This is a genomic window from Glutamicibacter sp. TV12E (assembly GCF_052441935.1).
Classification (GTDB): Bacteria; Actinomycetota; Actinomycetes; order Actinomycetales; family Micrococcaceae; genus Glutamicibacter.
This window is the reverse complement of the sequence record NZ_JBQVVF010000001.1, coordinates 134,651-158,103: the sequence shown is the minus strand read 5'-3', so window position 1 is coordinate 158,103 and position 23,453 is coordinate 134,651. Positions and strand designations below refer to the sequence as shown.

The window sequence follows — 23,453 nt, the reverse complement described above, 5'->3', positions numbered from 1 at the left end:
GGAGAAAACCATGGCTGATTCAGCCCGCGCCGCACGCCTGGCCAAGCGCGTGCAGGTCCTCATGGCCCAGTCGCTGCGCAATGTCATCAAGGACGAGCGCATTGACAATGTCACCGTGACCGACGCCCGCGTCACCAACGACCTGCAGCACGCCACGGTGTACTACACCGTCTTCGGCGATGGCGAGATGAAGAAAGACGTCGCTGCCATGCTCGAGAAGCGTGGCGGTGCACTGCGCAAGGAATTGGGCCGCAATCTGACCATTCGCCTGACCCCGACGCTGGCTTTCGTTGCTGACGAAATCCCCGAGGGTGCCTCGCACCTGGAGGAGCTGCTGGCCAAGGCCCGCGAAAAGGACGCCGAGGTTGCGGCGCTGCGCGAAGGCAAGGACTTCGCCGGCGACCAGGACCCGTACAAGAAGGACGAGGACGCCGAAGAAGCCTAAGGGCTTCTGGGCTGGGCCCTTCCTGGGCAAGCGCTCCGGACAACACGCATCGCGTGCTGGCCGGGGCGTTGTGCTTTAAGCCCGGTTCCCCTCATAGCGAAGCAGGAATCCCGGCAGGGGGCTGGTCGCCGGGCAGGCCGTGGGATAGCGTGGTCAGAAACCGCCGGATCCGACCAAAGGTGCCGCACATGCCAGAATTCACTACAACGCTCAGCGCCACTGGCGGGAAAAACGTGGGCATCGTCGTTCCCGATGACATCGTGCTCGGATTCGGCCGTGGCAAACGCGTCCCGGTCGTTGTGTGCATTGACGGGGACTACACCTACCTGAACAGCATTTCTTCCATGCACGGGCAGTTCCTTATTTCCTTCAACGCTGAAACCAGGGCGGCCACGGGCAAGGGCGCCGGCGACGAAGTCAGGGTCAACCTCGAACTGGACGAAGAGCCGCGGACCGTCGAAGTACCTGAACCGCTGGCCGTGCTGCTCTCCGCGGAGCCAGAGCTGCTTGAAGCCTGGAACAAGCTGTCCTACAGCAAGCAGCGAGGCCACGTGGATCCCATCGTGGCAGCCCGCGGCGAGGACACCAGGACGCGCCGGGTCGAGAAGGTCATCAAGGCGCTGCGCAGCCAGTAGCCTGCAACACGAAGTTGTAGTCCCACGGCCACCAAGCCCAAAGAGCCAGTGCAGTGCAGTTTTATCTTCGGAAAATTGCCGCAGTGTAAGAATTGCTGGTGGACAATGCGCTGGGGCGGATGAAAACCGGTTCGTGTGCGCTGCTCGGGAGCTGCAAGAGTACCGGGCAACTACAAGTCAGTGGAGCCCCGCTGCAGAGATGCAGCCAGCCAGGATGGAACTCGTGAAGCACGGGATCCTAGACTGATCCTGCCTGATGCCGCTCCAAGTGCGGGCGAAAATATTCCAGAAGACTCTTCCGCGAAGTCTGTGGCGCCGATCAACTGCGACCAGCGGTGCTCGATGTCTCGTCCAATACTGCGAGCGCCCCGCTGTGCGCAATAGGCGCGATTGATCAACAGGCTGCCCTGTTGGGCAATGTACGTTGCTGGCCGAAGTGGAGGTTGATCTTCGGGGGCGCACACGGGACTCGTGCTCGGAAGCCGCCCCATGCTCAAATCCCTGCGCATGGTGGCAACTGGCATAGATTACAGCCAGGGTGGCGACGAGGAAATCTCCGGTCCCTTCGCCGAACTTGTCGTGATTCGGGCTGGGCGGGTACCGGGCTGCGAGCCGCTGCGCGGAGCAGGCGTTGAATCGGCCCGTGAAATGCGGCTGGCTCGTCGTCCGTCCGCAGCCTCGGGAAGTCCGCAGACTGCTGGCGCTGGAGGAACGACCCGGAGTATCGGTGGGTCATTCCACCGAGAACTGCACCTGGTGCCAGCCGCTGGCACCATTGGGGACGGGATTGGCCCTGTCGCTGGTCTGCAGTTCTCCGGAGGCGTCGTAGGCCCGAACCCGTCCGGTATGCATTCCGGGGCGTGCCCCGGACCAGACATGGCGCCACTGCCGCCATGTATCCAAGGAAGCTTCGGACGCCAATTCGGCATCTTCCCACGGCCCGTCATCGATCTGCACCTGTACTCGCGAAATGCCCCGGGTTTGCGCCCAGGCTGTTCCACCAAGCACAACCTCTCCCGAAGGGACCTTGGCAAAGGGGCGCGGGGTATCGATCCGCGAGGACATCTTGATGGGGCCGCGTTCTGACCAACCGCGCGTGGTCCAGTAGGCGGTTTTGTCCTGGAACCTCGTTACTTCCAAATCGATCACCCATTTGGTGGCTGAGACGTAGCCGTAGAGTCCAGGAACCACCATGCGCACCGGGAAACCATGATCGAAGGGCAACGGCTCGCCGTTCATGCCAACGGCCAGCAAGGCCATCCGTTCATCGGTCAGGACTTCCAGCGGGGTGGAGGCACTGAATCCGTCATGGGAGGTGGACAGGACCATGTCGGCGCCGGCTTGCGGAACTGCCCGCTCCAAGAGCTTGCGCAGCGGATAGCCCAGCCACTTGGCATTGCCGACCAAGTCGCCGCCCACCGGGTTGGAAACGCAGGTCAACGTGAGATAGGTTTCCACGAGTTCTTCGCCCAGCAGCTCGTCGAAGCTCATCGTGAATTCGTTCTCCACCATGCCGTGGATGCGCAGGGACCACTGGGATGGATCAATCTGGGGTACCGACAGCGCGGTGTCGATCCGGTAGAAATCCTGGTTGGGAGTGATGAAGCGCGGCATGCCAGGCTCGTCAATCTGGACGCCTTGGGGCAGATCCATGACCTTGGTGCGGGCCGCTGGCAGCCGCAGCGCCATGCGGGCAGCAGCAGCCATATTGCGGGTTGCCGACAGCGACGTGGAAACGCCGGTGGCCAGGGCAGCAGCAGCCAGGGACGCTGCCGAGCCCAGCAGGAAGTTCCTGCGGCTGGTGCCAGCGGCAGAGGCACTGTTGTGGGAGCTTGCACCGGCTGGCACTCCCGGGGCCGCGGACCCGGCCAGATTGGTAAGCCAACGCAGAATCCCGATGCCGGCAATGGCACCGAGCACTGTCGGAACAATATCGAGGATGCCGGTTGACGCACGAGCTGCCACAGCGCTGCCCAACAAGACGGCGAGGGCCACGATGACGGTGCAGGCCCAGGCAAAACTCCGTTTGGCCAGCACTCCGATCAGGGCAGCCAAGAAAGTTGCCACGATGCCGATGGAGACGAACAACGCGAGCTTGTCATTGGTGCCGAAGGTCGCGATGGCGAAGTCCTTGAGCCATGGCGGAGTCAAATCGATAATGGCCGAGCCCAGCGCGAAGAACGGCGAAGAAGCGCTGCTGACGAACGCCGAGGCAAACTGTGCAACGGCAAACATGACTGCTGCCGAACAGAACCCGGCAATTGCGTGAAAAACAAGAACCTTGCTGCTGGCCTTCTTCGGAATACCCACTGCTGCTCACCTCATGCGTTGCGATCCATGTTCCCCTGCGGTGTGCAGGGGAACAACCACTCACAGTGTTTTCGGAACAGCCAATGAAATGGATTGGATTCGGCTACAAGAATTCCCGCCGGATCATAGAGACTGGACCATGATCGGATCTGTGGTCGGGGCGGGCGAGCCCGTCGCTGGCTCCACGGAAATCCCGAAATGGGTCATTCCCTTCATGGGGTCAGAAACCAGCATCATGCCGTTGGCATTGCTGCCGTCCAGCATTCCTGCCGAAACCGCCCCGTCAGAAGAAATCAGCCACAGCTCGTACCCCTTGTCGCTGGGCAGGCTCGGCATCCCGGAGGTCGACACCGCCATGAGCCCTTCACCCGCCGAGTAGGAAAGAGTGATCCGGGCACCGTCTTCCAGGGTCTGCGTCTTGGACTGCGCGTCGGGGGCACTGATGATCCTGGCCAGCGCTTCTTGATGAGCAGCCATGGCTGCCATCTGGCTTTCCAGTTCGCGCTGCTCGGAATTCTGGTTGATGGCCAAGCCACCCAGAGCCACCGCAGCCAACAGCAGGACGCCGGCGGCCAGTGCGAAGAACCGTTGAGTTCCGCGGCCCCCGCCATGTTCAACTGAGGCCGGTGGATCAGAGGGCTCGGATTCCTGTTCAGCCGCCGGAGAGGAATCCGCTGCTGACGTGCTGTCCGCGACGGAGGAAATATCCTCAACCGGTTCCAGCTGCTTGGTTTGGCGAATGGCATCCATGACGCTGTTCTTGAGCCGTGCCGGGGGAGCGACGGGCGTGGCCGCAAGGCCGAGCAGCCCGGCGGTTTCCTGCAGGGCGTCCAGTTCCCCGCGTGCTTGCGGGGAAGGCTCTTGGCCGTGCAGGAGCTCTTCGCGCTCTTTGTCTCCCAGAGCGTCCAGGGCGAAGCTGTTGGCCAGCTCATTCTCATGCTTATCCATCACGCTACTCCCATCAGTTCTCGAAGTTTGTTCATTCCGTCGCGTATTCGCGTTTTAGCTGTTCCCACCGGGATCTTCAGCAGCTCCGCGACTTCCATGTGCGTATACCCGCCAAAGTATGCAAGATGTATGGCTTCGCGCTGGGCCTGGGTGAGACGCTGCAACGCCTGGGCTACGCGGAGGGACTCATCATGCAAGATGGCGTTTTCTTCCACATCGTCGTAGCTGTCCTGGAATTCCTTGATTCCAATGCGCAAATCCCGGTCCTGGCTCGCTTGGCTGGAACGGACCCGATCCACCGCCCGGCGATGGGCAATGGTCAGCAGCCAGGAAGCCGCGCTGCCACGCACTGGATCAAAGCGCCGTGCCTGTTGCCACGCCTCGACGAATACTTCCTGGGTGACCTCTTCGCTCTGCGCATTGTCCCTGAGCACCCGCAAAACCAGTCCGAAAACCCGGGATGCCATGGCGTCGTAGAGCAACTCGAAGGCGGATTCGTGCCCCAGCGCGACCTGTTGCATCAGGGCGTCTGGCGTCTGCACGGTGTCGTCTTCCTTCGCATCGAGCCTATTTGAACTCATGAATCTAAGAGTCTCACGCATTTGTATCATTCTGCTTGTCTCCTGTGGCGTGGCGTTTTGCGTATCGCAATGGCCAAGGCACGAAGAGCCCGCTTCACCGCCAAAGGTGATGCCTGGAGTGGACTCCATGCATCACCTTCGTGCCGGTTGCCCGCGGCCTTCCTTGTGTGGAAGCTACTTCTTTGCCGGAGGCATCAGGACGGTGTCCACCAGGTACACGGTCGCGTTGGCCGTCTGCACTCCACCGCAGATAACCGAAGCACCGTTGACTTCGAGATCATCACCGCTGCCAGTGACTTCAACATCCCCGCCCTGGACGGTGGCGAGCTTTCCGGATAGATCCTCTGGAGCAATCTGGCCGGGGACAACGTGGTAGGTCAAGATGCTGGTCAGGGTGTCGGCATCCTTGGCGACGGCAGCAAGATCATCCTTGGGGATCGCGGCGAACGCATCATCAACCGGTGCGAAAACAGTGAATTCGCCACCGTTAAGGGTGTCCACCAGATCCACATCCGGGTTGAGCTTGCCGGAGACGGCTGCGGTCAAGGTGGTCAGCAGCGGGTTGTTCGATGCTGCCACGGCCACGGGGTCCTGTGCCATTCCGGCGACCGAACCATCACCTGTCGGGACGGCTTCGGCGTAAGCGGCGCAGCCGGATCCAACGAGATTGCCGGCTGGATCCATAGCTGATTCGCTGGCCATCGGGGAGCTGGATTCCGAGGTGGACGCCATTGGCGATTCCATGGTTTCCGAACCGGTCGAGCAGCCGCTGAGTCCCATGGCGGCGGCCGCGATGATCCCGAATGCCCCAGCGACCTTGCTATATGTGCGCTTCATGATATTCTCCTTGCTTCGCCGCGACTGTCGTCGAGGGTCCTTCTCCCGTCCGTGCGGAGCGGGTTCTCATGAAGCATTCGGGGCACAGCTCCAAGCGGATGGGAATCTCGGAAATTATTTATGAAAAGTATTCCCTGAAACGCTCATAGCCAGGTGGCAGGAGCACAGCTGCGATGAGTTTCCCCCCTGAGCACAGCCCTGGCGCACCCGGTGCCAAGGCAGCGGACAGCACGTGGGATCGGCCACGCTTGCAACCAGTGGCAGGCTAATTTCCGGCCGAAGCCATATACTGGAAAGCGTGAGTAAAGCCGGGCAGAACACTGAAGAGCAGGCCTCGGGCCTCGTATTAGTCGACAAAGACCAGGGAATGACCTCCCACGATGTGGTAGGACGCATCCGGCGGCTTGCTGGCACCCGCAAGGTGGGCCACGCCGGGACTCTGGATCCGATGGCCACAGGCGTTCTGGTGATCGGCGTCAACAAGGCGACCCGGCTGCTGACCTACATTGTCGGCCACGACAAGACTTACACCGCGACAATCCGACTGGGCCAGAACACCGTCACCGACGATGCCGAAGGCGAGATCATTTCCGAGCGCATTGCCGCCGCCGTCTCGGACGAAGACATTGAACGCGAAGTGGCCAAGCTGCGCGGTGAAATCGAGCAGATCCCAAGCCAGGTCTCGGCCATCAAGGTGGACGGCAAGCGCTCCTACGCGCGGGTGCGCGCCGGCGAGCAGGTTGAGCTCAAGTCCCGTCCGGTCACCATCTCGCGCTTCGACATCCACGAAATCCGCCGCGAGAACGGCGGCAAGATTCTCGATGTGGACGTCACTGTTTCATGCTCATCCGGCACCTACATTCGGGCTCTGGCACGCGACCTGGGCGAAGCCCTGGACGTGGGCGGCCACCTGACTGCTCTGCGCCGGACCGAGGTGGGCCCATATAAGATCGAGCTCACCCGTACGCTCGAACAGCTGGCGGAGGAATTTGCCATGCTGCCTATCGAGAAGGCCGCCGCCGCCTTGTTCCCCAACCGGACGGTCAGCGTGGATGAAGCAATTGAGCTGTCATTTGGCCGGACCATCCCAGCGTCGCACCTGGACATGGATATTGAGCCGGGACAGACCGTAGCGGCGTTCGCACCCAACGGCGTACTCGTGGCCTTGCTGGAGGACAAGGGCGATAAAGCTCGCACTGCCCTCGTATTCACCGCGAAGTAATCCCGAAAGGACGAGCCGTTGTTTGCCTTGAACGGATTTTTTATTGCTGGCGCAGTGATCTGCGCGCTGGCCCTTGTGGTTGCCGTGGTAGCTACGGCGATCCGGAAGCATCCCGATGATTGGGCACTGATCGGTGCCGCCTGCACCGAGGTTTTTCTGGTGGCCTACGGCATTGCCGCGGCGACCAGGCAAGCGGCCGGCAATGCGGTGCAGGGTGATCCGTGGGAATTCTGGGGGTATCTGATCACTGCATTGGTCATGCCACCGGTGGCTTTCTTCTGGGCAATCAGCGAAAAGAGCCGCTGGTCCAATGCGGTTCTTGGCGCTTCGGCACTGGTCACTTTCATCATGCTGTTCCGCATGGAACAGATCTGGCACTAGGAGTTAAAGCCATGGGCGACAAGCCACGCAACTCGCGCATCCTTCAAGCCGCAGAAGCGCGCTCCGGAGGCAAAGCACCCAAGCCAAGCCGGTCCACCGGACTGGGGCGGGTCATCATTGCCGTGTATGGCATCTTGGCCCTGGCCGCCACGGTCCGCGGCGTGTATCAGATCGCGAGCAAATTCGATGAAGCTCCCGCGGCGTATACGCTGTCATTGATTTCGGGATTGATCTACATTTTGGCGACCTTCTCCTTGTCGTCGGCCAAGCCGAAAGCCTGGCTGCTGTCCTTGTGGGCAGTGAGCATCGAGCTTGCCGGCGTGATCGTCGTGGGTATCTTGTCGCTGACGCACCCGGAAATCTTTGCCCACCCCTCGGTGTGGAGCGGATTCGGGGAAGGCTACGGGTACATTCCGCTGGTACTTCCGATGGTCGGCTTGTGGTGGCTTTACCGTAACCGCAGTGAGCGTCGCGCCTAAAGACGTGTAAGAATTGCCTCGGCGGGTTTCCCGCCTGCCACAGAAGAATTTCTAAAGGAGCAAAGTGCACTATTGGAAGGGCTTGGACGCCGTCCCCGCGGATATGGCTCCCACTGTCGTGACCATTGGCAACTTTGATGGTGTTCATTTGGGGCACTGCGAAGTCCTGGATGCCGCGGTGACGCAGGCAAAAGCACGCTCTGCCCTATCGGTGGCCATTACTTTCGACCCGCATCCCGCATTGGTCCACCGTCCGGATAATGCCCCGGAACTGATCATGGGCATAGCCGACCGGATTGATACCCTGGCGGGCGTTGGCTTGGACGCCACGTTGATGATCCATTACACGCTGGATTTTGCTGAGCAAAGCGCCGAAGAATTTGTCCGCTCCATCATCGTGGAGAAACTGCATGCAGTGGCCGTAGTGGTTGGCCACGATGTACGCTTTGGCAAGAACAATTCCGGCGACTTCGGCTACATGCAAGAGCTGGGCAAGAAATACGATTTTGACGTGATTGGTGTTGAAGACGTGGGGGACAAGCGCCGCCTCTCATCGACTTGGGTCCGTGAAGAACTTGCCGCCGGCAACGTCGAAGCCGCCGCCGGGATTCTTGGCAGGCCACACCGGATGCGCGGCGAGGTGGTCCATGGCCACGCCCGCGGGCGTGAATTGGGATTCCCCACCGCCAATCTGGATCCTGAAGCCACCGGCATCATCCCGGCTGACGGGGTATATGCCGGCTGGGTCATCGACGAGGCTGATGTTCGGTGGCCTGCGGCCATTTCCGTGGGCTCAAACCCAACCTTTGAAGGGGTTTCGAGAGTTGTCGAGGCCCACGTGATCGACCGTCCTGAAGAGGGCGTGGAAGATTTCGACCTGTACGGCCAGCAGATCGTGGTGGAATTCATTGCACACCTGCGCCCCATGGTTGCCTACCGCGGCATCGAAGCACTGATTGAGCAAATGACCGAAGACGTCGACCAGGCTCGGACAGTCTTGGCTTCCGAACGCCATTAGTAGCCATGGCAGAAATTCCTTCCCTGCCGCAGCGGGCCTTCGTGGTGAGCGCTCAGCGGCGTGATGAGTTGGCCTCAGCATTCCTGTCGGATGCCGAAAGCTATGACAGGATCCGTCCGTCCTATCCTGAAGCCGCACTGGATTTTGCACTGCAGCATCATCCGGCCACTGCGGTAGATATCGGGTGCGGCTCGGGAATTTTCACCGAACAGCTTGTGGCCCGCGGCGTGGAGACCACCGCTGTTGACCCTTCCCAGGACATGCTTTCGGTCCTGGCAAAGCGCCTGCCGGACATTGCTACGCTCTGTGCCTCCGGAGAGGACACGGGCCTGGCTGAAAACCATTTTGACTTGGTCACCTATGCCCAGGCTTGGCACTGGGTCGATCATCCCAAAGCCAGCGCGGAAGCTGCCAGGCTGTTGCATGGCCATGGCTGGCTAACGCTATTGTGGAACCAGCTTGATGTGTCCATTCCATGGGTTCACCGGTTGGCCCGGATCATGCATGCCGGTGATGTCCACCGCCCGGAGCTCGAACCTCCCTTGGGGCAGGAATTCGGCAAGCCGGAGCACGGCATATGGCATTGGTCGATGCCGTTGGATTTTCAGGAGATCATCGAACTGACCAAATCGCGCAGCTATTACCGCAAGGCGACAGGAACAACCCGAGCCAGGGTTGAGGCAAATCTCGCGTGGTACTGGACCGAGCACCTCGGATACGAGCGGTCCGAGAAGGTGCAGGTGCCCTATCTCACCCATGCCTGGAGGTCCCGCCGGCGCACCCGTCAGTGATATGATTGACGATGGTTCTCGCTGCAGTCCGCGGTTGCGAGCATCCACCGTGAACGCTTCGGCGTTTGCACCGACTTATGAACGCGGTCCAACTCTAGGAGTTTGTTATGGCATTGGATGCCACTATCAAGAACGAAATCATCAAGGCTTACGCTACCCACGAGGGTGACACCGGTTCACCTGAGGTTCAGATTGCCGTCATGTCCCGCCGTATTTCGGACCTGACCGAGCACCTGAAGATGCACAAGCATGACCACCACACCCGCCGTGGCCTAATGGCCCTGGTTGGTCGTCGTCGTCGCATGCTCGGCTACCTGAAGAACACCGACATCGAGCGTTACCGTTCGCTGATCGAGCGTCTGGGCCTGCGCAAGTAGTCCCCAGCAGTTCAAGTTGATCCCGGTTCCTTCTGAAGGAACCGGGATCTTCTTTATTCGGAATCTTCGGCTTCAGCAGCAGCCCGCGCCTCGGCTGCCTTTTCCTGGTGGATCGCCTCGGCCAGCAGCTTTTCCATTTCCTTGGCAACGCCCGCCGCAGAGGCCGGGTTCTGCCCGGTCACCAGGCGTTCGGAGACTTGGACGTTCTCCGCGAAATTTTCTGCCGCAATGTGGTTGGCCCCTTGCTCTGCCAATTTGTCGGCGAGGAAAAACGGGATGATCTTGTCCTTGCCCACCGCGACTTCCTCGTCGTTGGTGAATGCCGCAACATCCTTGCCGCTGAGCAGTTTCAGGCCGTGATGCAATTCGACGTCAAGCAGCCCGGCCGGACCATGGCAGACCGCGCCGACCACCCCGCCCTTGTTGTAAATTGCGCCGACCAGCTTTTGCAGGCCTTCGTTGTTCGGGAAATCCCACATCGTTCCGTGGCCGCCCACCAGATACACGGCATCATATTGTTCGGGATCAATTACTCCGACCCTGGCTGTGTTGTACAAGCCGGCACGGGTCGTTTCATCCGTGGTGAACTGGACCTGGATCGGATCGTCCTGATCCACGGTGTCACGCGGCGGCTGGCCGCCCTTGATGGAGGCGAAGTCGACAAAATGGCCGGAATCACGAAACACCTTCCAAGGATGCGAGGCTTCTGCGACGTTGTAGCCGGTGGGTTCCTTGCTTTCGCCCATCTCTGAAACACTGGTCAGAACCATGAGGATTTTCTTCACGGGATTCTCCTTTCAGACTCGTCCTCCCACCCTTGTACATTCAATGCGAAGCCGCAAGCCATTGCAGCCCGTTGCCAGCAAGTGCCACGGTTCACAGCGCTTTAGGGGCTCGGAGCAGCCCGAGGGCTAGGAGCGCAACGGCCAGAACTGCCGAAGCCAGCGTCCATAATCCTGCCGACAGGCTGATGGCGGCAGCGATGGCACCGACCAGGAGGGGGCCGCCGGCATCGCCCAGCTCCCTTCCCAGCTCCGCGGAACCCATGGTCCTTCCCATGCGGTCGTGGCGGGTCGAAGCGGCCAAATGGGCAAAGCCCAGTGGCGTGGTGATTCCGATTCCTGCCCCGGACAGCACAGCGCAGGCCAGCAGGGAGAGGAAAGCAGGCCAGAGGGCTGCGCGGGCAAGCCCGGCAGCGATCAGCACAAGCCCAGACACCATGCCGGTGAGAGAAGACAGGCGCGACTGGTCCTTCAGCTTGCCCACCCACGGCTGGATCAATGCCGAGCTGATCGCCAGCAGGGAAACCACGCCCATGCTCTGCACGCTGTTCAACCCCACGTTGGTGCCCATCAACGGAAGGAATCCCACGGCGGTCCCCAGCGCTCCGGTCGATGCAGCCAGAACCATCGTGGGCACCAGGAAGCCGGGCTCCAAGATTTGGCGCGCCAGGTCCTTGAGGGTGTAGCGGACCTTGGGAAGCACAGGCAGCTTCGGCATGCTCACGCCGACCCAGACAGCGGTTGCCAGCGAAATCGCGGTCATGCACATGAACAAGGCCGGGAATCCTCCCCACCAGATCAACACCGCTCCGAGCAGCGGACCGCAGACATAGCCAAGGGTTTTCCACGCTCCGTAGCGGCCGAAATAGCGTCCGGTGCTTTTGCCGGACAACTTGGCCACGGCGGCGGAAGCTGCCGGCGAGAAGGCCGAAGCCGCGGCTCCTTGGCCCAGTCGAACCAGCCCCAAAGCGAGAGGACCATGCGCAAAGACCCCGAGGAACGAGAACAGGGTGAACGCGGCGAGACCGCCGAGAATGATCGGCTTGGCACCGATGCGGTCGCTCCAGGAGCCGAAGACCGGCTTGAGGATGACCTCGGCGACATCATAGACCGCCAGTAGGATGCCCAAGGCAAGCAGGCTGCTGCCCAGCGATTCAAATTCGGAGCCGAGGCCCGCCGCGATGCTGTGGGCGCCAAAAGCGGTGGTGAACCCGGCGGCATACAGTGGCGCAATTCTGGAATTTCCCAGTGTATTCGTGGCCATCAGATTTCGTTTTCGGCTGCATAGACCAGACGGGCGTACTCTTCCAACGCGAGCGATCCAGCGCGCAGCGCTTCATCGGCCTGGACGGCTTCTTCCAGCCAGAGCACATCGCGTTTCTTCAGTTCCCGGTACCATCGGCGCAGCCGTTCCAAGCTCTGGTCTTCTTCTTCCAGCTCGGCATAGGTGAACTTCTCGATAGATATTTCCTTGGCGATTTCCTGCATGAGTTTGTTGCAGTCGCCCAGGAATTCATTCCATTCATCAACGCGTGCCGCGCGGAAGGCACTATCCAGGGCGTGGGTGGACTGGGCATCGTCAGGCGAGGCGTGCAGGATGGTGAAACTTCCGCCGGCATTCCGGCACAGCTCCTTGGCTCGCTCGATGCCCTCGGTGAAGGCAGGCGCATCGGGGATGACCCAGGAGCCGGAGTGGATCGGAGCCGCACCAGTTTTGCGCAACTGGCGCCAGACTGCCACGCGATGCCGGGATGGTTCGGCGGGCACCTGCACTAGCAGTACCAGCCATTTAATGGTGTCAGTCACAGTTTCTAGAGTAACAGTTGTTACATCTGCAAATTGTTTCAGGTTAGGACTCTCGGATAGTCCTGCTGAATCCCGGATGAGTCCGGGCCACCGTTTGGGCTGCCGCCGCAATCCATGAGCCAGTGGCGCTGGCCTTGTCCCATCTTGGGCTCCCTCACACCAAGGGCGTCGAACCAGCACCGTGAAGTGCGCAGCTGGCGCGTCCACGCGACCAGGCCTGCCTGCCAGTTGGGCAAACGCGGCGGAATCGCGGAACGGAGCTGAACATGATGTCATTCAGATCGGTCCTTTCGCCATGCAGTTGGAGGCGGGATAAGCTGAAGCGCAGTTGGGATAACCCTATGAGATGAAAGCGAGCCGTCATGAGCAAGACCGTTCTTCAGCGCCACCTTTTTGGTCCGGGTCCATGCAACCCGTACCCGGAAGCCACTTCCGCCCTTGGCCTGCCGCTGCTCGGCCACCTTGACCCTGAATTCATTGCCCGCATGGATCGCGTGGGCGAGGGACTGCGCACTCTGTGGGGAACGAAGAACGTGCGCACCCTGCCCTTGAGCGCCACCGGCTCGGCGGGCATGGAGGCAGCTTTTGTCAACACCATCAACCCAGGTGATGTCGCCGTCATTGCGATCAACGGGCTGTTCGGCGAACGCATGTGCGAAGTAGCCTCGCGTGTGGGCGCCGAGGTGGTGCGCGTTGAACATGAATACGGCACGCCGATTGACGCCCAGCGCGTGGCTGACGCCCACCCCAACCCGACCGTGATTGCCGGTGTGCACGCCGAGACGAGCACCGGCGTGGTTTCGGATATTGCCGCTCTGGGCGCTATCAAGGGCGATGCCCTGCTGATCACCGACGCCGTGACCTCCATTGGCGGCATGCCGGTGCTGGCAGACGAGTGGGGGATCGATGTGGGCTACGCCGGAACCCAGAAATGCGTCGGCGTGGCACCCGGCTTGGCACCGTTCACCATTTCGGACCGCGCGTTCGAGCGCAGGGTCCAGAAGCCGCAGTCCTGGTACCTGGATTTGGGCTTGCTGGGCGGGTATGCCACTGGTGCCACAGGAGGCGGGCGCACCTACCACCACACTGCACCGGTGGCGATGGTTGCTTCGCTTGAAGCTGGCATTGACCGGATTCTCGCCGAAGGCCTGGACGCGGTAACCGCTCGGCATCAGGAAGCCGGCAGCCTGTTGCAACAGGGCCTGCAGGAGATGGGGCTGGAACTGTTTGCCCAGGAAGGCAGCCGTTTGCCGCAGCTGACTACCGTTTATGTACCTGAGGCAGTGGATTCGTCGAAGGTTCGAGGCTACCTGCTGGAGCGATTCAATATTGAAATCGGCGGTGGCGTGGGCCAGTATGCCAGCACCGTGTGGCGCATCGGGATGATGGGGCCGAACGCCAATCCGGGTTCGGTAGCCCTGCTGCTGGCGGCCTTGAAAGAAGCGATTGCCAAGGCGTAGCCGGATGTTCTGGGTGCAGTAAGAATTTGTTGCCAACTAGACGCATTGAGCATGCGCCAACGGCCCGGATTTCCTTTGCGGGGAATCCGGGCCGTTGGCGTTGTAGGTATTGCGGTGATTCTAGACGTAATCGGTGATGCGGTTGCACTGGGCGAAGACGGACTCGTCAATCTCGGAAACACGTGTTTTCCCGACAAATCCCATGGCGCCCTTGAACTCGTCGTGCAGGATCTTGAACGCCTTGCTGACAGCTGGCTCGCCACCGGTGGCCAGGGCATAGGCGAAGGGTCGTCCAGCCATCACTGCGGTCGCTCCCAGTCCGATGGCCTTGACCATGTCGTGGCCCCGGCGGATCCCGCCATCGAGGTAGATTTCCGCCCGGCCGTTGACCGCCGAAACGATCGAGGGGAGGACATCGATGGTGGCAGGCTGGGCATCGAATTGGCGGCCGCCGTGGTTGGAAATGAAAATTCCATCGGCGCCCTCATCGACGGCCCGCGCGGCATCCTCGGGATCCATGATTCCCTTGATGACCAAATTTCCATCCCACTGCTCGCGAAGCCGAGCGAAATCGGCCCAGTTGGCTCCAGGGTTCTTGTTCTTGGCCATCCACTGGTTCATTTCGTCCATGCGCAGCGGTTGGCCGTCGATGGAGTAGTTGCCGTAGGTCATTTTGCGTCCGGTGAGCCAGCGGTAGATCCATTGCGGGCGCATGGCGGTGGTCAGGTAGTCGACCATCGGAGGCCTCGGTGGCATGGACAGCCCGTGGTGCAGGTCCCTTTCGCGTTTGCTCGAGGATCCGACGTCGCCGGCCACGACCAGGGTCTTGACGCCGGTATTCCGGGCGCGCTTGATGTAGCTTTCGGTTTCCTCGGGGTCTTTCCAGAAGGCGACCTGTGCCCAGAGCTTGTCGCCGGCGATGGGCGCTACCTCTTCCAAGGCGCACCCTGCCCAAGCGCTGTGGATGAAAATCGAACCGGCGTTCACCGCCGCACGGGCGACCGCTGGGTCCGATCCCGGATGGAAAATGGTCAGCATGCCCATGGGTGCAACGATCAATGGCAGATCGATCTGCTGGCCCAAGACGGTGGCATCGGTGCGCAGGTCGCTGAGGTCCACCATGGACCGCTGTCGCAGCATCAGTGCGTCGAGGCTTTCGCGGTTGGCCCGTGTGGTGATCTCATCGAGAGCGCCACCATCCAAATAGTCGGTGATCATTTTTGGAAGATGCCAACGTGATGCTCGACGGTAGTCATCGATACTGACAATCCATTTGTTACGCATGGTGAGAAGACTCCAATTTGGAATGGTTTAGAGGACTTTGGCGAGGAATTGCTGGGTGCGTTCATGCTGCGGATTGCTCAAGACCTCGCGCGGATCGCCCTGTTCGATCACGTAGCCGCCGTCCATGAAGACCAGGTTGTCCCCGACCTCGCGGGCAAAGCCGATTTCATGGGTCACCACGATCATGGTCATGCCGGCTTTGGCCAAGTCCCGCATGACATCGAGTACTTCGCCGACAAGCTCGGGGTCCAAGGCTGACGTCGGCTCGTCAAACAGCATGAGCTTGGGCTCCATGGCCAGCGCACGGGCTATGGCGACACGTTGCTGCTGGCCGCCAGAGAGGGACACCGGGTAGGAATGAGCTTTTTCAGACAGTCCCACTCGTTTCAATAGCTCGTGTGCCCGGGCGGTCACCGTCTTGCGCTCTTCCTTCCTGACGCGAATGGGGGCTTCGCAGATATTCTCCAGAACGGTCATGTGCGGAAAGAGATTAAAGCCCTGGAATACCATGCCGATGTTTTCGCGCGACTTGGCAATCTCTGTTTCGGCCTGCTTGCGCAGGATGCCGTTCTTGATTCGGACACCCAGCGGTTGGCCATCGATCTTGATGTATCCGCCGTCCATGGTTTCCAACTGGTTGAAGCAACGCAGGAAGGTGGATTTCCCCGAGCCGGACGGTCCCAGGATGCAGGTGACTTCACCTCGCTTGACGGTGAGATTGATTCCCTTGAGCACTTCCAGGTGCCCGAAGTGCTTGCGCACTTCGCGTGCTTCGGCAATGACGTCACTCATAATTGGACTTTCTGGACCGTTGGCTGGCTTCTTTTCAGCGGGTTGAATCGCGAGGACAGCTTTTGCTCAGTCCTGTTTCCCGAGCCGCGATTGAAATGGCGTTCAATGTAGAACTGTCCCAGGCTCAGCAGGCTGGTGATAGCCAAGTACCACAAGCTTGCAGCGATCAGCAGGGGGATGGTTTTGAAATTCGAGCTGTAGACCATTTGCGCCGAGTACAAGAGTTCCGGGAAGGCCAAGACGCTGACCAGCGACGTCGTCTTGAGCATGGAAATCGTCTGATTGCCCGTGGGAGGGATGATGATTTTCATGGCTTGCGGCAGCACGATGCGCCAAAGAATCAAACCACGCTTCATCCCAAGCGCCTTGGCGGCTTCGGTCTGGCCCTTGTGAACGCTGAGCAATCCTGCCCGGACGATCTCGGACATGTAGGCACCCTCGTTCAGGCCAAGTCCGAGAATCGCGGCCAGGAAGGGGGTGATTACAGCATTTGCGTCGACCGAGAAAAATTCGGGGCCGAACGGAATTCCCATTTCGATGCGGGGATAAATTGCTGCAATGAATCCCCAGAACAACAGCTGAACAAATACGGGCACGCCGCGGAAGAACCAGATCATGAAGGCAGCTACCGATGCGATGACGTAGTTCGGCGCCAGCCGGGCGAGCGCGAGCAGGACGCCGACCACAATGCCGACCGCCATGGAGATCACAGTCAGGATCAGCGTATTGACGAGTCCTGAAAATAATCTTTCTGAAGCGAACCAGCTGAAGACCACGTCCCACTCATACCGGGGATTGGTGATCAGCGAGGTGGCTATGAGGGCCACTGCCACGAGTACAATCCCCGCGGTCAGCCACATCATCTTGTGGCTGGTCCGCGGGCGGCTCATCAGCAGTTCGTGCTGCTCGTCGACTGAAGCCGCGGCAGAATCCGGATACCTTGAAATGCTAGTCATCGGAAACTACTGGGCCTTGTTGAAGGCGAAGTCGGTGACAGCGCCGCTGCCTACGCCCCAGTCGTCGAGGACCTGCTGGTAACGGCCGCTTTCGGTCAAGGATTCCAGACCCAGCTGCACGGCTTTCTCAAGCCCGGCGTCCTTGGCAAAGGCGATGCTGACGGGCGTGACATCCTTCTCGCCGAGCAGTTCGACTTTCCCTCCCTGCTTGATGGCGTAGCCCAAGGTCGGGCCATCAACGTAGACTGCGTCGATGCGCCCGGATGACAAGGCGAGGATGGGGGCTTGCATGTCCGGGTAGGTCATGACGTCGACAGCCGGCTTGGAATCAGTGACGCACTTTTTCGAGGCTTCCGGAACCCGCTTGAGATCCTGGAATGAACCTTTCAGTACGCCGACCTTCACGCCGCACAGCTCATCAACCGCAAGCTTCTTGGGATTGCCAGGTGCGACGCCGATGCCGCTGCCCGACTGGTAATAGTCAACGAAGTCCAGCACCTTCATGCGCTCCTTGGAAGGCGACATCTGGGAGACGACAAGATCAAATTTTCCGGCAGATATTCCTGGAATGATGGCATCGAAACTGCCGCTTTCAATGGTGACTTCAACTCCCATTGCCTCACCGAGGGATTTGGCCAGCTCCGGGTCGACGCCGACTGTGGTGTGCCCGTCATCGGAGATGAAATGCAGAGGCGGGGAGCTTTCGCTCATGGTGACAACCATCTTGCCGCTGTCCTTGTACTTCTGGGGGAGGGCGTCGTGGGCAGCCTGGTTGACCTCCACCCCGATGGCGTCTTTGCCATCGGTTGCGGCGCCTGATTCGCTGGTCGGCGCTTCGGGGTTCGAGCAGCTGGCCAGTGTCAGTGCCAGAAGTCCGGCTACGGCCAGTGACGAGATCTTGAAGTGCGAGTGCATGATCATGCCCTCTCTGTTTTTATGGGGAAATGGTCCGAACGTCAGAACAATGACCGTGGTCATTTAGTGAGGAAGGTCATGTTTTCCGATATCATGTACCGTACATCGTGCACGATTTAGTTTCAATAGCTTGAGCGCCTTATGAAGCTTGACCGCTGATTCGTTGCGCAAGATTGGTCCGGAGCTTACGTTGGATAGGATTTCAACATGAACGCAATGCCGTCAGAAGAGTCAACACCTCTGATTGCCGCACGCCCGATGCTGGCAGATCAGGTATTCGACGCCATCTTGATGCTGCTGCTGGATGACAAATTGCCTACTGGGTCGCAGCTTGGCATTGACGGCCTGGCGAAGAAGTTCCAGGTTTCCTCAACCCCGGTTCGCGAAGCCCTGGCACGCCTGGAATCAACAGGCATGGTGCGGCGCGAAGCCTTGCGCGGTTACCGCGTCGCTCCCGAGCCGACGGCAGATGACATCCAGAAACTGCACGTGGCACGGTCCATGCTGGAACCGGGCATCGCCGCGCTGGCTTGCGCGCACCAGGACGACGAGCTGATCAGCAAGCTTGAAGCGTGCAACTCGGAGCTCAACGCAGCGCGTGGGGGACAAGCTTTCGCGGACTACCGGGCCTACTGGAAAGCTGACGAATTATTCCACCGAACAATCGTCGAGGCCGCGGACAACGAATTCCTCGACAGGGCCTACTCATCCATCGAGGGGCACATCCAGCGCTTCCGGCTGGTGGTGCAGAACGTCATGAGCGGCGAGCACACCATTGAGGAACATACCAAGATCATTGAGGCCTTCCGGTCCGATGATCCTTCGGCTGCCCAAGAGGCCATGCAAGCGCATATCTCAGGCATCGCTCAGCGCGCAGAGCACAGCTTTGCCAGCCAGCAGAATCCCGAGTAAGCCCTCCGCGCCCAAACGGCGCCTCTGCTCAGTCCGCACTCACCGTTCTTGGAGATTTTTGGCAATTATTTGTTCACGTGCGAAGCCCGCAATGGGCCCAGGGGCGAACGGAATTCTCCGGACTGCTGCCGCCGGGCTTTCCGGTGCGCCGCGCACCGGCAACAGGCAGGCCAAGTTCCGATCGGTTTCATGAATATCCAGGGGCCCGGCCAGGTATCAAAATATCCGTAACAGATCCGCTAATTCGGCACGGCGAGTAGGGAGTATTTTCTAGATCCACTATCCCTGAGACGAAGAATTGGGTAACGTCAGCTTTGCCATTCATTTCGTCGGCCGAAAGTAAGGAATAGCGATGAAGGCCCTCTTTGATTTCGAATTCAGGAAGTTTGTCACGCCGTCAATCATCAAGATTGTCTATATATTGATCATGATTTTCCTGGCCTTTGGCTATATCGGAATAGTCGTGACCGGTTTCCAATTTAACACTGCCGTTGGTTTCTTGATGCTGCTCATCGTCGGCCCGCTGTTTGCGCTGGTTTACCTGGCACTGGCTCGTGCTGGCCTTGAATCGCTGATCGCCCAGATTCGCACTGCGCAGAATACCGCCGAGCTGGTTCGCCTGGCTGGTGGAACACCGCCAGCGGAGGCCGGCAACTTGCCGGTCCCAGGCAACACGCCCAAGCCCGACGGCGGAAATAGGCCACCGGCAAATCCCTACCAGCAGTAAATGAAACGACAGCGGGCCTGCACCAGTTGGTGCAGGCCCGCTGTCGGTATCGGTTCAAGTACTTCGTGCTTACCAGTCGGCAGACGCTTTCAGGGAAAGCACCGGGCATTCGGCTTGGAGCAGGATGCGCTGCGCGTTGCTCCCCATGAGGAACTTGCCCATGGCGCTGCGCTTGCGCAGCCCGATCACGATCAGCTCGGCCCGCTGCGCCTGTGCCACCTGGAGGATCTGGTCAGCCGCATCGGCCCCCTGGGAACGGCGCTCGATCCAATAATTGATCCCGGCAGCACTCAGCCTGGCCTCCAGCTCGTGGAACTGCTTCGCATCGATCAGACGGTCATCCACCAGCTGATCGCCCTTCGAGGAATTCACCACGACCAACTTTGAATCATTGCGACTCGCCTCGACGATGGCCCGTTCCAGGGCGGCTTCACCCTCAGGCGAGGGAATGTAGCCCACTACTATGGTCATGATTCATCCCTTTCGGTACCGCTGCTACGATCGTGCTTGCCTTCGGCCTTGTGCCTTGCCGCGGTGGCAGCAGCATCGAACTGAACCACCTCGTCTTCGGTGATTCCCCCGCCTTCGGATAACCCGGCGGTCAGGATCGAATCCTTGCCACGGGCACGGCGGACTACGGAAATCAGCACGGGCAGCAGCAACAGGATTGCGATGAGGATGTAGATTCCCACTGCGAGAGGTTCGCTCCACAAACCGTTGATGCTGCCTGCAGAGAGCTGGAAAGTCTTTCGCAACTGCTCCTCGGCCATCGGGCCGATGATGACGCCAAGAATCAATGGCAACACCGGCAAGCCGAAACGGCGCAGGGCGAAGCCCAGCAAGCCTATGAGCAGCAGCAGCCAGAGGTCAGCCACCTGCATGTTCACCGAGAAGGCGCCCAGAGTCGCAAAGAACAAGATTCCTGCGTACAAGTAAGGACGCGGGATCTTCAGCAGCTTGGCCCACAGCGGAGCCAGGGGAAGGTTGATCAACAACAGCAACGTGTTGCCAATGAACAGGCTGGCAATCAGCGCCCACACCAAATCCGGCTCGTTCTCGAAGAGCAACGGACCTGGCTGGATGCCCTTCATTGTCAGGAAGGCCAGCATCACGGCGGCAGTCGCGTTGGTCGGCAGCCCCAAGGCCAGCATCGGGGTCAAGGTTCCTGCAGCCGACGCATTGTTGGCTGCTTCAGGACCGGCAACACCCTCAATGGCTCCATGGCCGAATTCTTCGGGATGCTTGGACAACTTCTTTTCCGTGACGTAGGAAAGGAAGGTTGGCACCTCGGCACCGCCAGCTGGCAGGGCGCCGAATGGGAAGCCGAAAGCCGTGCCGCGCAGCCAAGGCTTCCACGAACGCTTCCAATCTTCCTTGCCCATCCACGGAGCGCCCACTGGAATGGTCCGCGCAGGATTCCTGCGCAGGTGCGCGGCAATCCACAGCGCTTCGCCGATGGCGAAGATGGCCACAGCCACCACGACGATATCCAGCCCGTCAACCAGCGGCGCGAAACCGAAGGTCAGCCGCTGCTGCCCGGAAACCGGATCCATGCCGACCAACCCGATGGCCAGTCCCAGCCCCAGGGCCGCGAAGCCGCGAATCTTGGAGGAACCCAAAACAGCGGTGACAGTGACCAGGGCGAGCACCATGATGGCAAAGTAGCTCGGTGCGCCGAGGCTGACCGCGAACTTCACCACGATCGGGGCCACGGTTACCAGCAGCGCGGTGCCGATGGTGCCAGCCACGAAGGAACCAATGGCTGCAGTGGCCAATGCCTGGGCGGCACGTCCGGCCTTGGCCATCTTGTGTCCCTCGATGGCTGTGATCACCGTGGCCGATTCCCCCGGCGTATTGAGCAGGATGGAGGTGGTTGAACCGCCGTACATGCCGCCGTAGTAGATTCCGGCGAACATGATCAGCGCGCTGGAAGTCTCCATGCCGAAGGTCAGCGGCAGCAGCAGGGCCACGGCCATGGCCGGTCCGATGCCGGGCAGCACGCCGACGGCGGTGCCCAGGATGACACCTGCCAACGCGAAGAGGAGGTTGACTGGAGTCAGCGCCGCAGCGAAGCCATCCATCAACAGACTGAGCGTATCCACTTACAGCACCCCCGAGAGTATTCCGGCTGGGAGCTTGATGCCCAGGCCCATGTAGAAGCCGTAGAAGGACCCGAGGGCCAACGCCAGAGAGATGACCAGGGTCAGCACCCAGCGCCGGGCGCCCAGACACGTGGCGGCACCGAAGAACATGATCGTTCCGGAAACGACCCAGCCCGCCCAATTGACCAGCAATAGATTCAAAACGAAAACGCCCAGCAGTGGCAGCAGGACTTTCCAGTCCGATGGCTGGCTGAGGTCCACATCTTCGCCTTCTTCTCCTTCGGCCAGGTTTCCGCGGAGAATGGTAATGCCCAGAGCGATTGATGACGCGATGAGAATGCCCGAGACGGCGTAGGGAACGGCCTTAGGGCCGACGGCATCCGCCTGGGAGTACGTCACATGCAGCTGTGACGCATCAATGAACACGATGATTCCGACGATAAGAAGAAACGCGGCGAACAGGAGCTCGACGCGTTTCTTCTTTGCGGTGCTTACTTCGCTCACGCCAGACCCAGGGTCTTCAGGACGCTGGCTACGCGCTCGTCCTGATCGGTGAGGAAGCTGGAAAACTCGTCGCCGGTCATGAACGCATCGGTCCAAGCATTGGTCTCCAGTGCTTCCTTCCATTCCGCGGAATCATGCATCTTGGTGACCAGCTCGACCCACTTGGCCTTGTCTTCGTCGGAGATCTCAGGCGGGGCAACCAGGCCGCGCCAGTTCGAGAAGACCAGGTCGATTCCTGATTCCTTCAGGGTTGGCGCGTCAACGCCCTCGAGGCGTTCTTCGCCGCTGGTGGCCAGTACGCGAACCGAGCCCTCTTCGATCTGCTGCATGTACTCGCCAGCGCCGGAAGCGGCAAATGCCAGCTTGTTGCCCAGGATGGCCGGAAGCAGATCGCCACCACCATCGTAGGAAACGAAGTTCACTTCCTTGGGATCAACGCCTACGGCTTCGGCCAGCTGCATCGGCAGCAGGTGGTCCGGACCGCCCGGCGAGGAACCGCCGCCGACCGAGAGCTTGCTTGGGTCTTCCTTCCAAGCCTTCACCAGATCGTCAATGGTCTTGTATGGGGAATCCTTGGAAACCATGATCGCACCCGGCTCTTCGATGAGCTTGGCGATGGGAGTGGCTTCGGTCAGCTTGGCATCGGTGTCGTTGGTGTAGCTGGCGCCGACCACGCCAAGGCCCATCAGCATGGCCAAGTCGCCATTGTCCTTTTCATTGATCAGGCGGGCCAGCCCCACGGTGCCGCCGGCACCGGCAAGGTTGAAGACTTCCGGGTTGCTGGCGAGGCTGGCATCATCCATGACCTTGGCGGCAACACGTGCGGTGGTGTCGTAGCCGCCACCAGGGGTGTTTGGAACCATGATGCGCAGGTTGGCAATGGGACCCTCTGACTTGGTGGCGTCATCGTTGGAGGATTCGGAGGTGACGCCACAGCCGGTCGCCCCCAAAGCGAGAGCGGCGGTGGCTGCCAGGGCCGTCAGCGCACGGAAGGATTTGAAGTTTTTCATTGATTTCAGCCTCGTTGCTTTCATCGGAGTTGCGAGTAACTCCACAGTAGGCAATGTTGTGAACTGGGTCACGCTTGCGTACTCAAAGAAAATACTGTTCATTGTGTAACCAATAACAGTGATTTCGATCATCTAAAAGTTCGGTAAGGTTGCCCAGTGCCCCAAAGATGGGCTATCGG

At 60.2% G+C, this 23,453-nt stretch carries 26 protein-coding genes; 11 read left to right on the top strand and 15 right to left on the bottom strand.

Translation table 11 applies throughout. The features are described 5' to 3' along the window. Positions 1-10 precede the first annotated feature (10 nt). On the top strand, positions 11-445 hold the full coding sequence (gene rbfA, locus ACT7DV_RS00720) for a 30S ribosome-binding factor RbfA (protein ID WP_444660458.1): 435 nt from the start codon (positions 11-13) through the stop codon (positions 443-445). 188 nt (positions 446-633) lie between these two features. Continuing rightward, a complete protein-coding gene (locus ACT7DV_RS00715; RefSeq protein ID WP_444660457.1) occupies positions 634-1,080 on the top strand; it encodes a YdeI/OmpD-associated family protein in 447 nt (148 codons plus the stop codon). A gap of 732 nt (positions 1,081-1,812) precedes the next feature. Here the strand turns inward: ACT7DV_RS00715 and ACT7DV_RS00710 are convergent. The 4 genes from ACT7DV_RS00710 to ACT7DV_RS00695 all read right to left on the bottom strand — a co-directional run bounded on the left by ACT7DV_RS00710 (position 1,813) and on the right by ACT7DV_RS00695 (position 5,756). After that, positions 1,813-3,315: a molybdopterin-dependent oxidoreductase gene (locus tag ACT7DV_RS00710; protein WP_444664732.1), complete on the bottom strand. Its 1,503-nt coding sequence runs from the start codon at positions 3,313-3,315 to the stop codon at positions 1,813-1,815. A 198-nt stretch (positions 3,316-3,513) separates the two neighbouring features. Then, entirely contained in the window at positions 3,514-4,338 is an 825-nt protein-coding gene (locus ACT7DV_RS00705; protein ID WP_444660456.1) for an anti-sigma factor domain-containing protein, read from the bottom strand. After that, the gene (gene sigK, locus ACT7DV_RS00700) at positions 4,338-4,919 is read right to left on the bottom strand and encodes an ECF RNA polymerase sigma factor SigK (protein WP_444660455.1); all 582 of its coding nucleotides are present in this window, start codon (positions 4,917-4,919) and stop codon (positions 4,338-4,340) included. The genes ACT7DV_RS00705 and sigK overlap by 1 nt, the downstream gene beginning before the upstream one ends. Positions 4,920-5,093: 174 nt before the next feature. Continuing rightward, a complete protein-coding gene (locus ACT7DV_RS00695; RefSeq protein ID WP_444660454.1) occupies positions 5,094-5,756 on the bottom strand; it encodes a fasciclin domain-containing protein in 663 nt (220 codons plus the stop codon). A 298-nt stretch (positions 5,757-6,054) separates the two neighbouring features. Between ACT7DV_RS00695 and truB the strand changes: the two genes are divergently transcribed. The 6 genes from truB to rpsO all read left to right on the top strand — a co-directional run bounded on the left by truB (position 6,055) and on the right by rpsO (position 10,024). Continuing rightward, positions 6,055-6,978: a tRNA pseudouridine(55) synthase TruB gene (gene truB / locus ACT7DV_RS00690; protein ID WP_444660453.1), complete on the top strand. Its 924-nt coding sequence runs from the start codon at positions 6,055-6,057 to the stop codon at positions 6,976-6,978. Between the two features lie 18 nt (positions 6,979-6,996). After that, positions 6,997-7,359 (top strand): hypothetical protein, encoded by a 363-nt coding sequence (locus tag ACT7DV_RS00685; RefSeq protein WP_444660452.1) that lies wholly within the window; start codon positions 6,997-6,999, stop codon positions 7,357-7,359. Between the two features lie 11 nt (positions 7,360-7,370). Beyond that, positions 7,371-7,838, top strand: a complete 468-nt coding sequence (locus ACT7DV_RS00680) for a hypothetical protein (protein WP_444660451.1) — start codon at positions 7,371-7,373, stop codon at positions 7,836-7,838. Positions 7,839-7,902: 64 nt separating this feature from the next. After that, on the top strand, positions 7,903-8,856 hold the full coding sequence (locus tag ACT7DV_RS00675) for a bifunctional riboflavin kinase/FAD synthetase (protein ID WP_444660450.1): 954 nt from the start codon (positions 7,903-7,905) through the stop codon (positions 8,854-8,856). A gap of 5 nt (positions 8,857-8,861) precedes the next feature. Continuing rightward, on the top strand, positions 8,862-9,647 hold the full coding sequence (locus tag ACT7DV_RS00670) for a class I SAM-dependent methyltransferase (RefSeq protein WP_444660449.1): 786 nt from the start codon (positions 8,862-8,864) through the stop codon (positions 9,645-9,647). A gap of 107 nt (positions 9,648-9,754) precedes the next feature. Further along, positions 9,755-10,024 carry a 30S ribosomal protein S15 gene (gene rpsO, locus ACT7DV_RS00665; protein ID WP_013348393.1) on the top strand — a complete coding sequence of 90 codons (270 nt, stop codon included), beginning with the start codon at positions 9,755-9,757 and terminating at the stop codon, positions 10,022-10,024. 53 nt (positions 10,025-10,077) lie between these two features. Here rpsO and ACT7DV_RS00660 read toward each other — a convergent pair whose 3' ends face one another. From ACT7DV_RS00660 to ACT7DV_RS00650, 3 genes are all read right to left on the bottom strand, one after another. Next, positions 10,078-10,809, bottom strand: coding sequence for a type 1 glutamine amidotransferase domain-containing protein (locus ACT7DV_RS00660; RefSeq protein WP_444660448.1), 732 nt, complete (start codon positions 10,807-10,809; stop codon positions 10,078-10,080). A gap of 91 nt (positions 10,810-10,900) precedes the next feature. Further along, positions 10,901-12,070: an MFS transporter gene (locus ACT7DV_RS00655; RefSeq protein WP_444660447.1), complete on the bottom strand. Its 1,170-nt coding sequence runs from the start codon at positions 12,068-12,070 to the stop codon at positions 10,901-10,903. After that, complete coding sequence (locus ACT7DV_RS00650; protein ID WP_444660446.1) at positions 12,070-12,612, bottom strand: Chromate resistance protein ChrB; 543 nt, start codon at positions 12,610-12,612, stop codon at positions 12,070-12,072. The genes ACT7DV_RS00655 and ACT7DV_RS00650 overlap by 1 nt, the downstream gene beginning before the upstream one ends. A gap of 362 nt (positions 12,613-12,974) precedes the next feature. Between ACT7DV_RS00650 and ACT7DV_RS00645 the strand changes: the two genes are divergently transcribed. Further along, positions 12,975-14,072 carry a pyridoxal-phosphate-dependent aminotransferase family protein gene (locus ACT7DV_RS00645; protein WP_444660445.1) on the top strand — a complete coding sequence of 366 codons (1,098 nt, stop codon included), beginning with the start codon at positions 12,975-12,977 and terminating at the stop codon, positions 14,070-14,072. Positions 14,073-14,192: 120 nt separating this feature from the next. Here the strand turns inward: ACT7DV_RS00645 and ACT7DV_RS00640 are convergent, their stop codons facing one another. Genes ACT7DV_RS00640 through ACT7DV_RS00625 form a run of 4 tightly spaced genes read right to left on the bottom strand, consistent with a single transcriptional unit; the run spans position 14,193 to position 18,025 of the window. Next, positions 14,193-15,356, bottom strand: a complete 1,164-nt coding sequence (locus tag ACT7DV_RS00640) for an alpha-hydroxy acid oxidase (RefSeq protein ID WP_444660444.1) — start codon at positions 15,354-15,356, stop codon at positions 14,193-14,195. Between the two features lie 27 nt (positions 15,357-15,383). Continuing rightward, positions 15,384-16,148 (bottom strand): amino acid ABC transporter ATP-binding protein, encoded by a 765-nt coding sequence (locus ACT7DV_RS00635; RefSeq protein ID WP_444660443.1) that lies wholly within the window; start codon positions 16,146-16,148, stop codon positions 15,384-15,386. Then, positions 16,145-17,104 carry an amino acid ABC transporter permease gene (locus ACT7DV_RS00630; protein ID WP_444660442.1) on the bottom strand — a complete coding sequence of 320 codons (960 nt, stop codon included), beginning with the start codon at positions 17,102-17,104 and terminating at the stop codon, positions 16,145-16,147. Before ACT7DV_RS00630 ends, ACT7DV_RS00635 begins: the two co-directional genes overlap by 4 nt. A 6-nt stretch (positions 17,105-17,110) precedes the next feature. Next, the gene (locus ACT7DV_RS00625) at positions 17,111-18,025 is read right to left on the bottom strand and encodes an ABC transporter substrate-binding protein (RefSeq protein WP_444660441.1); all 915 of its coding nucleotides are present in this window, start codon (positions 18,023-18,025) and stop codon (positions 17,111-17,113) included. A gap of 201 nt (positions 18,026-18,226) precedes the next feature. Here ACT7DV_RS00625 and ACT7DV_RS00620 point away from each other — a divergent pair, with 201 nt between their 5' ends. Together ACT7DV_RS00620 and ACT7DV_RS00615 are read left to right on the top strand one after the other, a co-directional pair. Then, a complete protein-coding gene (locus ACT7DV_RS00620; protein ID WP_444660440.1) occupies positions 18,227-18,931 on the top strand; it encodes a GntR family transcriptional regulator in 705 nt (234 codons plus the stop codon). A gap of 352 nt (positions 18,932-19,283) precedes the next feature. Next, positions 19,284-19,658: a DUF4282 domain-containing protein gene (locus tag ACT7DV_RS00615; protein ID WP_444660439.1), complete on the top strand. Its 375-nt coding sequence runs from the start codon at positions 19,284-19,286 to the stop codon at positions 19,656-19,658. Positions 19,659-19,727: 69 nt separating this feature from the next. On the opposite strand, the gene ACT7DV_RS00610 is transcribed toward ACT7DV_RS00615, so the two are convergent. Genes ACT7DV_RS00610 through ACT7DV_RS00595 form a run of 4 tightly spaced genes read right to left on the bottom strand, consistent with a single transcriptional unit; the run spans position 19,728 to position 23,274 of the window. Continuing rightward, the gene (locus ACT7DV_RS00610; RefSeq protein ID WP_444660438.1) at positions 19,728-20,129 is read right to left on the bottom strand and encodes a universal stress protein; all 402 of its coding nucleotides are present in this window, start codon (positions 20,127-20,129) and stop codon (positions 19,728-19,730) included. Continuing rightward, complete coding sequence (locus tag ACT7DV_RS00605) at positions 20,126-21,760, bottom strand: tripartite tricarboxylate transporter permease (RefSeq protein ID WP_444660437.1); 1,635 nt, start codon at positions 21,758-21,760, stop codon at positions 20,126-20,128. Before ACT7DV_RS00605 ends, ACT7DV_RS00610 begins: the two co-directional genes overlap by 4 nt. Beyond that, on the bottom strand, positions 21,761-22,264 hold the full coding sequence (locus ACT7DV_RS00600) for a tripartite tricarboxylate transporter TctB family protein (protein WP_444660436.1): 504 nt from the start codon (positions 22,262-22,264) through the stop codon (positions 21,761-21,763). After that, positions 22,261-23,274 (bottom strand): Bug family tripartite tricarboxylate transporter substrate binding protein, encoded by a 1,014-nt coding sequence (locus ACT7DV_RS00595; protein WP_444660435.1) that lies wholly within the window; start codon positions 23,272-23,274, stop codon positions 22,261-22,263. The genes ACT7DV_RS00600 and ACT7DV_RS00595 overlap by 4 nt, the downstream gene beginning before the upstream one ends. Positions 23,275-23,453: the final 179 nt, after the last annotated feature.